The organism is Microseira sp. BLCC-F43, from assembly GCF_041929235.1.
Classification (GTDB): domain Bacteria; phylum Cyanobacteriota; class Cyanobacteriia; order Cyanobacteriales; family Aerosakkonemataceae; genus Microseira.
This window is the reverse complement of the sequence record NZ_JBHFNP010000278.1, coordinates 17,441-29,980: the sequence shown is the minus strand read 5'-3', so window position 1 is coordinate 29,980 and position 12,540 is coordinate 17,441. Positions and strand designations below refer to the sequence as shown.

The following is a 12,540-nucleotide window of genomic DNA, read 5'->3' as shown; positions in this document are numbered from 1 at the left end:
GCCTGGGAACCAGAATGTGGATGCTCTGCATCCAGTCATTTTATCTGGCTAAAGGAAGGGTAATTATGACGGCAGTTGACTTAACTATCCTTGAGGAAAGGGCAAATTTATTTAGTTTATTGCGAGACTTTGAAAGGATTTGTTTGGGGCAAAGTGGGGAAAGCGATCGCTCGTTCAAATTCCTGTATCAAGTCTGGGAAAAAACCAGCGGTAAGTTGTGGTTTTTAGGGTATTGGAATGACTATTTCCGATGTGGAAATATCGTACTCAGAGCGGCTAAAGCTGTAGATAACATTACCATTCAAGCGCAGCTTTTAAGCGAACTGGGATGGGTTTGCATGGAATGGGAAGATTTTATCACATCCGAAACATACTTTAATGCAGCGCTACAAAAATATGAATTAATCGGAAATGCCATAGGACAGTGTCGTTTGATGCGATATTTGGGAGTATTATCTCATCGCCAGGGTAACCTAAACTCTGCTCTAAAAAACTATCGTAAAGCTCTAGATATTGTAACGGTTAATCGCACTCAAGCATCTGTGAATGAAAATTGGGCTTTTCACGAAGCGGAATTACCTAATGCTTTAGGCGAAGTTTATCTCCAATTGCAGGACTTACCAGCAAGTTACCGCGAACTAAGTCTATCCTTAGAAAGATATAATTCCCTGATAAACAGGTATCGTTATTATCAAGCAGATCCATTACTTAACTTGGGGCGATGGCACTTTTTAGCAGGAGACTACGAGCAAGCCAGACAATATTATCAAGAATGTCTTCAACTATGCAAAGAAATCAGTCGCCCCGATACGATGGCTAGTGTGTTGCTGCGTTTGGCTGAACTAGCTGAGGTACAGAACAATCTGGAAGAAGCGATAAAATTGGCAAGCGAATCCGAGGGTGTTGCTGGTACTGAAATTCCCTCAATTCGCGAGCAAGCTGCTCGTTTCAAAGAGCGAGTCATGGCTAAAAAGTCCGCTGCCGATTAATGCGATCGCTCACCGCCCGTAAGCTAGTGGAGTGCGATCGCGCTTGCAAACCGCTGAAATTCTGTTATCCGGTCGGGTTAAGGCGTGTCGCCGTTAAGCCCATTGCTGTTGGTCATAGTCGTTCCTCACTAATTTACCGAAGAAACTGGCGATCGCTTCCAATACAGCTGAAACTATCGCCAGCATTGCTACAAAGTTGTTACCAAGTTTCGCTTGGCTACCGATTAGGTAATGCGATTGAGCGGGATGCGCTTGGTAACGATGCTCATGTATTCCCCATTAGGAGCAGGCAGAAGAAAGCTCCACTCGTTGACAAAAGCGAACCTGAGCGTATACAGCCAGCGAATGGTGTAGCTTACCCCGTATGGTGAGCCATAAATCACCACCCTCACAGATTCATAGTCGCCCGTCGAACCAGGCAGACTATCCGCAGCAGAAATGAACGACGGTAAAGTGTCACCTCCTCCAGGCACAAAGCCCAGAGTTTGCGAGTAAACCAACTGCGGCGGGGAACTTAGCAACGTTCCCCACCCAATACCAAAGTTTGTCATGATAATTTAGCCTCCTACCGTTCTAGGGGGTTAGTCGCGTAGGGGATGTTCGAGATCCTCTGCGCGGCGGGATTACTTGTCTGCTGCATAATAGCAATTTTTCAGCAATTTGTATTGCTCCATTTTCAAATATTTACATTTTTGCATTGGCGAAATTGCAGAATGGTGAACTTTCGACCATTCGCAAATAGACATTGACGACAATTTAGATTAAAGTGCTGGTATAGCATAGCGACTCCCGATGCTAGTAACCTGCACTTTTGCCAAAGTCGGTGTCGGTAAAACTACCAGTGACGTCCATATCAGAATTTGACTTGCTGGGCAAGGATATTCTGTGATGAAAGAGAATCCATTTAAAAAAGCGATCGCTAACAATGCAAGAAGACGTTTCACCTGAAGAAAGTGAAGCTAAGGTAGAGGAATCAAAACCACCCGCACCCGCCCAAACAGTGCCAACAAATAAAAGCGAACCCAAGAAGAGGGGTAGACCTGCCATTGGAAAGAGATCCGACGAAGCGTGGATCGGTCGAACTTTCTACGTTAAGCGAGAAACTGACTTGGACGTGGAGGAAGCCTTGCTGCAACTTCAAAGGCAGGGTATTGAAATCGATAAATCAGAACTGGTGAATTTGCTAATGAGCGCGTGGGTGAAATGGCAAAAAGGCGAAGATATGGAAACTTATATTTCCGAAGTTACTCCAAGACTAAAATCTAAATAAAAACCTCGCTCACGCTCACCACCGCAACAGTCACAACTCGTCTGGATTAATCCCCATTGCTCTTAACTGTTCAGCCAAACGCTCGGCGCGAAGGCGTTCTTGTTCGGCACGAAGACGTTCTTGTTCGGCGCGAAAGCGTTCTTGTGCGGCTATTTCTTCTATACTGGGAAATCTATTCCCTTGCTGATCATACCAATACAACCATTCCCGCTCGCATCGATCGTAACTACCAACAGCTCGTCCAATTCCCAAACCAATTTCAGCCATCCAAACTGGTTCTCCTACCTGAAGCTGATAGACTCCACCCACTAAGCGATACACCTCAAAGGGGTTATGCTTGTCCCGACGCCAAAATTCAGGATTGTAAACGCAATAGTACAACACCCCTAATCGGGCGTATTTGCTCATTTTCTCGTCGTATTCTTCTCCGTAAGTATGAGAGACGACTTCTAATACAAAAATAGGGACGATGTTATTTTCTTCCCAAGTGACGTAACTTGGCCTTAACCTTGTGCCTTCAAATCTGAGTCGCTCGACTCCTAAACTGAGAAAGCCATCAGGAACAATGGCGATTCTCGGATTTGTCCCAGTTGTATGATAAATCCCCATATTGATGCCGAAAAACCAATCCATGCGAGCGCCCCACAGCCAATTTAAAATTGACCTTAATAACGCAGGAATTAAGTTTTGTAGCTCATTATCCACAGGGGTGTCGTCAGAATCGGGCAGTTCGTCGCTAGAAGGCAGATTTTGCAGCGGATTGTAGTTTAGCATAACGGTTTTCCAGCAGCATTCTATCGATCCTAGCTTGATAAAATTGCCCACGAGATCGCTCTTACTCCTTTCCCACCAGAAGATTATCTATCATTCTTTTTCCCCTCTGCTCCTGAAGCTTCTGAAGCTCCTCTGCGGCTCGATTTACTAGACTCAGATCTTGCACCTTGAGGCAGAGCCTCAGTATTCTCGTTCCCAGGTTGAACCTGGGAACGATATCCGGGAGGCTCTGCCTCGCGTGGTGCAAGATGTTAGTAGATTAAGTTTCTGCGGTATTTGAATCAGACGACTCTTGTGGCAACGGCATCACCAATATTTTATCAACGCGATTGCCATCCATATCCATCACTTCAAAGCGAAAGTTTCCCAATTCAAAATGATCGCTGGCGATGGGGATGCGCCCCAGATGAGTCATTACAAAACCACCCATTGTGTGATAGTTGCCTTTTTGCCGTCCGGGTAAATCTTCCATATTGAACAATTTAAAGAAATCATCGACGGACAACATCCCATCTAATAACCAGGAACCATCTTCCCGCTGTACTGCTTGGGGTTCTTCGGGTTGGTAGACCGAGGGAATATCGCCGACGAGTTCGATTAAGATATCGTTAAGCGTAACCAATCCCTGGATGACGCCGTATTCGTCTACCACTAGGACAATGTGAGTGCCAGATTGCTTGAACATCTCCAGCACTTTTAAGCCGCGCGTGCTTTCTGGCACGTATAGCGGTCGATGCAGCGAGAGCGTTAGATCTAGGGGTTCCCCGGCGAGACTGCGGGAGAGTAAATCGGTTACTTCCAGGACGCCCAGAACATTGTCCAGTTCGCCTTGGCAGACTAACACGCGGGAATGGTCGCTGTCGATCAGTTTTTTGCGATTCACCTCGATCGAGTCATCTAGGTCAAGCCAGACAATTTCCGGTCGCGGGGTCATTAAGGCACTCACGGGGCGATCGTTGAGGTCGAATACCCGTTCCACAATGTCTTGTTCGGCAGCTTCAAACGTACCTTCCTCGGTCCCTTGCTCGATTAAAACGCGGATTTCTTCTTCGGTGACTTCGGGATCTCCAGAGGGTTTCATTCCCAACAGGCGCACTACCACGTCGGTAGAAGCGCTGAGTAAATGTACGACGGGGGCGGCAATTTTAGCTAGCATCCGCATAGGGATGGCGACGGCGGCGGCGATGGGTTCTGGGTTGTTAAGTGCCAAACGCTTTGGTACCAGTTCGCCGATAATTAGCGTTAGGTAGGTAATGAGCAAAACCGCGATAATTGAAGCGATCGCATTGCTATAAGGTTTGATTCCCGGTATAAGCTCCAAAAGCAACCTCAGTCTTTTGGCGATCGTTTCTTCGCCGAAAGCACCTGAGACGATCGCCAACAGGGTGATCCCCACCTGCACGATCGCCAGAAACTGATTGGGGGAATTCGACAGATCCAAAGCAACCCGCGCCTTGGTATCCCCCCGGTCAGCCATTTGTTGCAGCCTCACCTTGCGCGACGAAACAATCGCCAGTTCTGACATCACAAAGGCAGCGTTGGCGAGGATCAGTAGGAAAACAATCAGAAGATCGTTGTTTGAAGACATTACTGCAATTCGGCTGCTAGCCTTGGGGAATGTTCAAGGATGCGGAGACTCCCGGATGCGGGGACGCGGGGACAACGGAAAGAAGGGGATTGAAACCCCGCCTGAACGTGAGCGACTGAATCAGAAGATTCAATCTGGGCATCAAACCACTGGAACCGAAGTTCCGGATGTGGGTCTGGAGACACTTCTTTCCCTCCGCGTCTCCCTGTCTCCCCGTCCCCGCGTCTTCTTCCCTGACGGGAAAATAGTACAAAGATAAAGGTATCTGGTATTGAAATTAGCATCTTGTCCGATTGATAAATCTGCCTCGAGAGCGGTTCGAGTCTGATTCGCCCTCTAAAATTATTAATGTAGGAGCGCAGTCTCGCGCTGTTTTGTCACAATATAGGGCGGGTCTAGCCACGATACCTACCTAACTTATGGCAGAAAAACCCGCACAGAAGCAATTTCTCCCACACATGGTTTTCTCTTCTATTATTCGCACCCTAAAGCGATCGCCGCTCACAACAGAACTCCTCTCTAAACTCAATCGCACCAAACACTTGCGGCTATCTGGCGTTGGACGCTTGCCTAAAGGATTGGTTGCTTCTACTTTGGCACAAAGTGAGGAGCGAAATCTGTTCGTCGTCACCGCAACTCTGGAAGAAGCCGGACGCTGGGCGGCTCAGCTGGAGGCGATGGGCTGGGATACGGTACATTTTTATCCTACGTCGGAAGCTTCGCCCTACGAGCCTTTTGACCCCGAATCAGAAATGACTTGGGGACAGATGCAGGTGTTAGCCGATTTGGTTATGGGTAATCGGGACAACTCCCACCAATTACCCAAAATCGCCATCGTGGCGACGGAGCGCAGTCTTCAACCCCATCTGCCACCAAAAGATGCTTTTGAACCCTATTGTGTGGCGCTGCAACGTGGTCAAAGTTGGAATTTGGACGTTTTTAGCACGCGGTTGGCTCAGATGGGTTACGATCGAGTACCGTTGGTGGAAACTGAAGGTCAATGGAGTCGGCGGGGAGATATTGTTGATGTTTTTCCGGTGTCGGCGGAAGTGCCGGTAAGGTTGGAATGGTTTGGGGATGAGTTGGAGCAAATTCGGGAGTTTGACCCCGCGACGCAGCGATCGCTCGATCAAATTGACCGTTTGGTTCTGACTCCGACTGATTTTGCTCCTATTATCCGAGAGGGGTTGAAGAAAAGGAACCGCAGAGACGCAGAGGACGCAGAGGAAGAGAAGGAAGAGGAGGAGGGTGTTCGGCGGTTACTTGGGTTGGCTTTTGAGAAACCGGCGTCTTTGTTGGATTATTTGCCTGATAATACTTTGGTTGCGATTGATGAGTTGGAGCAATGTGGCGCCCATTGTTCTGTTTGGGTTGAACATGCGGATGAGCAATGGAAGCAATTACCAATTACCAATTACCAATTACCTAAGATTCATCGATCTTTTGATGGATCTTTGGCTGCGGTGGAAGGGTTTAATTGGGTTGAGTTGTCGGAGTTGGCTGAGGAGAATAATGGGTTAAATTTGGCTAGTCGTCCGGTTCCCGCGACGCCGCATCAGTTTGCGAAGATTGCGGAGGTGTTAAGGGGGGAGCGCGAGCGCAATTTTTCTATTTGGATTGTATCGGCGCAGCCTTCGCGGTCGGTGTCGCTGTTGCAAGAACACGATTGTCCGGCTCAGTTTGTCCCGAATCCTAATGATTTTCCGGCGATTGATAAGTTGCAGGTTCAGCATGTGCCAATTGCGCTGAAATATTCGGGGATGGCGGAATTGGAAGGGTTTATTCTGCCTACTTTTAGGTTTGTGGTGGTGACTGACCGCGAGTTTTTTGGTCAGCATTCTTTGGCTACTCCTAGTTATGTGCGCAAGCGGAGGCGGGCGGCGTCGAAGCAGGTCGATCCTAATAAGTTGCGTCCGGGTGATTTTGTGGTTCATCGAAATCACGGGATTGGGAAGTTTTTGAAGTTGGATAGGTTGGAAAATCGCGAATATTTGGTGATTCAATATTCGGATGGTTTGTTGCGGGTGGCGGCGGATCAGGTGGGTTCTCTTTCCCGTTTTCGCAGTACGGGGGATAAACCACCGGAACTCAATTCGATGTCTGGGAAGGCGTGGGAAAAAACTAAGAATAAAGTCCGCAAGGCGATTAAGAAGTTGGCGGTGGATTTGCTGCAACTTTATGCTCAACGGGCGAAGCAGGAAGGGTTTGCTTATCCAGGGGATAGTCCTTGGCAAGTTGAGTTGGAAGAGTCTTTTCCCTATCAAGCTACGCCGGATCAGTTAAAGGCAACGCAAGATGTGAAGCGGGATATGGAGTCGCTGCGTCCGATGGATCGGTTGGTTTGTGGGGATGTCGGTTTTGGTAAAACTGAGGTGGCAATTCGCGCTATTTTTAAGGCGGTTACTGCTGGGAAACAAGTCGCTTTTCTCGCACCAACGACGATTTTGACTCAGCAGCATTACCATACTTTGAAGGAACGGTTTGCGCCTTATCCTATTAATGTGGGTTTGTTGAATCGTTTCCGCACGGCTGAAGAACGTAAGGATATTCAACGTCGTCTTGCTACTGGGGAGTTAGATGTGGTTGTGGGGACGCAAGCGTTGTTAGGGAAAGGGATTGTATACCGCGATTTGGGGATGTTGGTTGTAGATGAAGAGCAGCGGTTTGGTGTGAATCAAAAGGAGAAAATTAAGTCGCTGAAAACGCAAGTTGATGTGCTTACTTTGACGGCAACTCCTATTCCCCGCACGCTTTATATGTCGCTTTCGGGAATCAGAGAAATGAGTTTGATTGCGACTCCGCCTCCTTCTCGGCGTCCGATTAAAACTCATTTAAGTCCTTACGATCCGGAAGCGGTCCGCACGGCAATTCGTCAAGAATTAGACCGGGGTGGGCAAGTTTTCTATGTGGTTCCCCGGATTGAGGGAATTGAAGAAACTTCTGCTAAACTGCGGGAGATGATACCGGGAGCGAGGTTAGCGCTCGCTCACGGTCAAATGGATGAGGCAGAATTGGAAGCGACGATGTTGGCTTTCAATGCTGGGGAGGCGGATGTTCTGGTTTGTACCACTATCATCGAATCGGGTTTGGATATTCCCCGGGTTAATACTATCTTGATTGAAGATGCCCAACGTTTTGGTTTGTCGCAGTTATATCAGTTGCGGGGAAGGGTTGGACGTGCGGGTATTCAAGCTCACGCCTGGTTGTTTTATCCTAAACAAAGTCAGCTGAGTGAAGCGGCGCGGGCGAGGTTAAGAGCTATCCAAGAGTTTACTCAATTGGGTTCTGGGTATCAACTGGCAACGCGGGATATGGAAATTCGCGGCGTGGGGAACCTTTTAGGGGCGGAACAATCGGGACAAATGGATGCAATTGGGTTTGACCTTTATACTGAAATGCTGCAAGAAGCTATTCAGGAAATACGCGGTCAAGAAATACCCAAGGTTGACGATACTCAGATTGATTTGAAGCTGACGGCGTTTATCCCTGCGGATTATATCGCCGATTTGGATCAGAAGATGAGCGCTTATCGCGCCGTTGCGGCTGCTAATTCTAGTGAAGAATTAAAGCAGATTGCGGCAGAGTTACGCGATCGCTATGGGGATATCCCCAAAGCGGCAACTCAACTCCTGCGCGTGGTAGAACTAAAGCAGATTGCCAAAAAACTCGGCTTTTCCCGCATTAAACCCGAAAACAAACAGCACGTTGTCCTAGAAACGCCGATGGAACAACCCGCCTGGAATTTGCTGGCGGGTAATTTGCCGGATCACTTGCGCTCGCGTTTCGTCTATACTCCCGGTAAAGTCACGGTTCGCGGTTTGGGCACCCTCCCCGCCGACCAGCAGTTAGAAAATTTAATCGATTGGTTGGCTAAAATGCAAGGGGCGATTCCAGAAGTTGCGATCGCTGCTATCTGATAATTGCTAATTGCTAATTGCTAATTGCTAATTGTGAGTAGAGTTTAATATAGTATTTTTTTCTGCCATTAGCCATTAGCCATTAACCATTAACCATTAACCATTAACCATTAACGATGAATACCGAACAAAAGACAACTACCTCTTTATCCACCAGCGCAGACGAACGCCTGCGCTTCCTGCAACAAATACCAATTTTTCAAGAAATAGAAAACCACAATTTTCTCCCCCAACTCGCCGCCCATTTAGAAGAAGAGATATTTCCAGCCAATCACACTATCTTTAACAAAGGCGAAGAAGGCAATTTACTTTATATTCTGCTGGATGGGCGCGTTCAAGTTCACATCGACACTTTTCCTCTAGTCCAGTTAGAAACAGGTGCTTATTTCGGCGAAATGGCTTTGTTTGATTCCAACGTTCGCTCCGCTTCGGTGACGACTTTATCAGAGTGTAAGTGCCTCACCTTAACTCGCCAACAAATCCATCAAGCTATTAAAGAAAATCCCGCGATCGCTATCAACATGATTCGCGTCCTCGTCTCGCGGGTTCGCAAGCTAAATCGTCTTTTTGGTGCTTCTGAAGATTTGTTCTACTTCATGTTAAAGGAGAAGCTATCATGAAAATATTCGTTTAATTATACCAAAGGCAGTCAGGGAATTCAAGAGTTGATTAAACCAATAAAAGGACAAATTTTGAATCGCTTATGATGCTCAGTCAAGAAAATATCCAACTGCTTCAAGATGTACCGATTTTCAGAGACATCGACCGCGAAACGGCTCTAAGTAGACTGGCACTGAATTTAGAAGAAGTCCAGTTTCCTGCGGGTCATACTATTTTTAAACAGGGTAAATTAGGGCCAGCGCTGTATATTTTAGTCTCAGGTGCTGTAGAAGTTCACCTGGGAGGCTTGCGGTTGGCTAAATTAGGACCTGGTAAGTATTTCGGCGAGATGTCTTTATTTGACTCGGAACCACATTCGGCTTCGGTCACAACTTTAGAACCTTGCAAATGTCTAGTATTAACTCAGGCGCAAATCTATAAAGCGATTCGCGAAAATCCAGAAATTGGCGTCAATATTATTCGCATTCTTTCCAAGCGCGTTCGCCTATTAAGTCTGCATGTCAGCGCTTGGTTGCGGGGTTTATTAACCATTGCTTGGGCAGATGGTGAATACAATGCGGAAGAAAAAAAATTAATTGAAGGATTGGTGCGGGATGACCTTTGTCCTGATATAAATATCGGTTCGCTCAAACCCATTTCCGGGATAGAATTAGCCGATGCTTTCGGTCGCAATACCGCTACGGCAGAAAACTTCTTGAGAACGGCGGTAATTGTTGCTCTCGCCAACGGAACTTATTCCGAATCTGAAGATAAAGTCTTGCGAGAATTCTGCACCGCTTTAGGTCAAAAAGCAGAAATCCTAGAAATGCTGCGGTTAATGCTTGCCTTCGATGAAGGGACAAAGCAAAAAGAAGAAGCATTTTCCCTCAAAAAACCGGCTTTATCGGCACAAGTCGATGTATTGCAGCCGATGCGTAAGTGGTTAGATGAAATGGAAATCGATACCCCTTACATGGCACGATTCTTGTGCAAAATGATTCCATCTCAGTGTCCGTTTGAACGAGATATTGTGTTATTTGGCAAAAAAATAGTCCACATTCCTCCCATGTGTAAAATCAATCCTTTGTACGAGCAATTAGTAGGTTTACGCTTCCGCGCCCTTTCTTATCTGGCGGATGAGTGTAAAGAGGATGTGACGCCTTACTTGTGATCGACGACGACGCTTATTCCCGGTTTCTTAGTAGATAACGCAAGTTGCTAGTTATTCAAATTGGTAATTGGTAATTGGTAATTGGATTCATTGGCAGTATACTATTGACAATTACCCATTACCTTTCCTATAAACCGGGTTGATTTGGGTAAGTTTTAATAAATTGAGAGTTCAATTAAGCTAGGAAAAAATAGTCAATGGAAACGAAACAAACAACGACAATTAAAATCGAACGTCAACCGAGTCAAGAACGTCTTAATCAACTAGGCGTCTCCAAATGGCCTATCTGGACTAAAGAAGTTTCGGAATTTCCCTGGACTTATGATGATGAAGAAACTTGCTATTTCTTAGAAGGAGATGTAATCGTAACCCCAGTGGGCGGAGAACCCGTACAAATGGGTAAAGGTGACTTGGTAACCTTCCCCGCGCGCATGTCCTGCACTTGGAAGATAAATCTGGACGTTAGAAAGCATTATCGGTTTGGCTAATTGCTAATTGCTAATTGCTAATTGTTAGAGAAAACAAATCAACAATTAGCGATTAGCGATCGCGGTCCAAAAATTTGCCTTTCTCCCGTCTTTGGTGTAGCAGGTACTACTGGATCGGCACGGAAAATACCGCTATTCCCATTAGCCAAACGGGCAAAAAATGCAATCTGCCCACTATTGTTGAATCCCCCTGGAGAAAATACCAGACTGGTAACCTTGGAACCGAATAAGTAATCTCCAACTGCGATAACTTTCTTAGCAGTTGAACCCGTTGCCATAAAGATGCCTTCATCCCTCCCATTCAGGTTAGCCTGAAAAGCGGTCGCACCGGCGTCATTCAGCGAGGGGGAGGCGAATTGGCTAAAGCAACCGCTGGTATGGGCAATGTTGGTAATTTTGCGACCATTTCGTTTGAAGATGCCATAGCCTCCTTGGGTTGGATAAGCCAAAAACGTGACGCTTCCAAGGTTGTTGATGTAGGGATGGGCGAACCAGCTAAACGAGTTTCTGGTATCTGCAATTTTTAAGATCCCATCTCCATTTCCTTTGAAGATACCATAGCCGCCTTTTTCGTAGGCAGCGCGAAATGCTACATTTCCTTGGTCGTTAATTGAGGGGGAAGCTAAAGCGCTAAAATAATCTTTCGTATCAGCAATCTTGGTCAGATTGGAACCATTCCCAGTAAAAATAGCTTCGCCTCCATCTTCCAAGGCAGTCCAAAATGCGACAGTTGAAGCATTGTTAATCGAGGGAGTACCGGAGAACCAGCAAAAGCGGCTTTTGGTATCGGCAATCTGGGTCAGATCGCGACCATTACCTGTAAAAATACCTTTGCCACCTGTTTTCAAGCTAGCCACAAAAGCTACAACTCCAGCATCGTTAATCGAGGGGGAGGTAAACCCCTTAAAAAAATCCCCCGTATCGGCAATTTTAGCGATCGCGCCACCATCGCCGGTAAATATAGCTTCCCTTCCCCCTTTTAGCAGGGCAGCTGCTTGAAAAGCTACAACGCCTCTGTTGTTAATTGAAGCGATATAACTAAACTGAATAAAAAAGCCGTTGGTTTCAGCAATTTTTGTAAAGGTATATGCTTGAGATTTCCTCCTACTTGCCAAGGGATGTAAACTACTTTTTCCTCTTGTTTGACTGTTTAATTCTAGTTTCATAATGCTTGTGCTTCTACAAGATTGTGTTTCGTGAGTTGGTTGTCGGAACCTTTCAAAAGCCTTCCCTAGTTCAGCAAGGCATGTTATCAGTTCCAGATAGAAGCACCTATAATAATTTTGGAGTGTTTACAGTAGAAACACTGTTGCAGTGCCAAACGAATCTCAACGGCAACCGAGTAAACTCTGACAAAAACCCCGATAAGTTAGTTGAAATTTTAACCCTAGACAAACGTCACCTCACCTCAAGCAATTGGCAAGCAGGGTGTTGTGACGCAGTCAGCTTTAAAAATAGGTACAGGACTTACGCAAAGAAACTTTGGTGATCCGAAAAATCGTTGGTTTGGGAACTAGAGATATGCCTCCGGCACGCTGCGCGAACGACGGTCTCACCTTTGTTTCTGGCAACGCCCTTGCGTAAGTCCTGAGGTAGATACTGTCAAACCAGCGTGAGATTACGATGCTGCGATCTCGCGATGGTTTGAAGCTTGCCGTTACCGTTACGCAAAATTACACTTTATGGGCGACTTCTATGGTTTGGTAGATGAGAACTAACCCTGCTGATATAAGTTCTGCGTAA

General features: G+C 46.5%; 11 protein-coding genes. 7 read left to right on the top strand and 4 right to left on the bottom strand.

All coding sequences use genetic code 11. From position 1 onward, the window contains the following. The first annotated feature begins 65 nt into the window (after positions 1 to 65). Positions 66 to 989 (top strand): tetratricopeptide repeat protein, encoded by a 924-nt coding sequence (locus ACE1CM_RS36485; RefSeq protein ID WP_374883828.1) that lies wholly within the window; start codon positions 66 to 68, stop codon positions 987 to 989. Positions 990 to 1,213: 224 nt separating this feature from the next. Here ACE1CM_RS36485 and ACE1CM_RS36480 read toward each other — a convergent pair whose 3' ends face one another. After that, positions 1,214 to 1,540: a hypothetical protein gene (locus tag ACE1CM_RS36480; protein WP_374883827.1), complete on the bottom strand. Its 327-nt coding sequence runs from the start codon at positions 1,538 to 1,540 to the stop codon at positions 1,214 to 1,216. A 374-nt stretch (positions 1,541 to 1,914) separates the two neighbouring features. On the opposite strand from ACE1CM_RS36480, the gene ACE1CM_RS36475 reads away from it, so the two are divergent. After that, the gene (locus ACE1CM_RS36475) at positions 1,915 to 2,259 is read left to right on the top strand and encodes a hypothetical protein (protein ID WP_374883826.1); all 345 of its coding nucleotides are present in this window, start codon (positions 1,915 to 1,917) and stop codon (positions 2,257 to 2,259) included. A 30-nt stretch (positions 2,260 to 2,289) separates the two neighbouring features. Here ACE1CM_RS36475 and ACE1CM_RS36470 read toward each other — a convergent pair whose 3' ends face one another. Further along, entirely contained in the window at positions 2,290 to 3,033 is a 744-nt protein-coding gene (locus ACE1CM_RS36470; protein ID WP_374883825.1) for a Uma2 family endonuclease, read from the bottom strand. Between the two features lie 259 nt (positions 3,034 to 3,292). After that, on the bottom strand, positions 3,293 to 4,621 hold the full coding sequence (locus ACE1CM_RS36465) for a hemolysin family protein (RefSeq protein WP_374883824.1): 1,329 nt from the start codon (positions 4,619 to 4,621) through the stop codon (positions 3,293 to 3,295). Here ACE1CM_RS36465 and ACE1CM_RS36460 point away from each other — a divergent pair. The 5 genes from ACE1CM_RS36460 (at position 4,608) to ACE1CM_RS36440 (ending at position 10,797) form a co-directional block, all read left to right on the top strand. Further along, positions 4,608 to 4,880 (top strand): hypothetical protein, encoded by a 273-nt coding sequence (locus tag ACE1CM_RS36460; RefSeq protein WP_374883823.1) that lies wholly within the window; start codon positions 4,608 to 4,610, stop codon positions 4,878 to 4,880. The genes ACE1CM_RS36465 and ACE1CM_RS36460 overlap by 14 nt on opposite strands. 199 nt (positions 4,881 to 5,079) lie before the next feature. Further along, positions 5,080 to 8,538, top strand: a complete 3,459-nt coding sequence (gene mfd, locus ACE1CM_RS36455; RefSeq protein ID WP_374883861.1) for a transcription-repair coupling factor — start codon at positions 5,080 to 5,082, stop codon at positions 8,536 to 8,538. A 116-nt stretch (positions 8,539 to 8,654) separates the two neighbouring features. Continuing rightward, positions 8,655 to 9,158, top strand: a complete 504-nt coding sequence (locus ACE1CM_RS36450) for a cyclic nucleotide-binding domain-containing protein (protein ID WP_374883822.1) — start codon at positions 8,655 to 8,657, stop codon at positions 9,156 to 9,158. An 83-nt stretch (positions 9,159 to 9,241) separates the two neighbouring features. Further along, positions 9,242 to 10,309: a Mo-dependent nitrogenase C-terminal domain-containing protein gene (locus tag ACE1CM_RS36445; protein WP_374883821.1), complete on the top strand. Its 1,068-nt coding sequence runs from the start codon at positions 9,242 to 9,244 to the stop codon at positions 10,307 to 10,309. A 197-nt stretch (positions 10,310 to 10,506) separates the two neighbouring features. Further along, entirely contained in the window at positions 10,507 to 10,797 is a 291-nt protein-coding gene (locus ACE1CM_RS36440; protein ID WP_374883820.1) for a cupin domain-containing protein, read from the top strand. A gap of 38 nt (positions 10,798 to 10,835) precedes the next feature. On the opposite strand, the gene ACE1CM_RS36435 is transcribed toward ACE1CM_RS36440, so the two are convergent. Further along, positions 10,836 to 11,963: a choice-of-anchor tandem repeat NxxGxxAF-containing protein gene (locus tag ACE1CM_RS36435; RefSeq protein WP_374883819.1), complete on the bottom strand. Its 1,128-nt coding sequence runs from the start codon at positions 11,961 to 11,963 to the stop codon at positions 10,836 to 10,838. Positions 11,964 to 12,540: the final 577 nt, after the last annotated feature.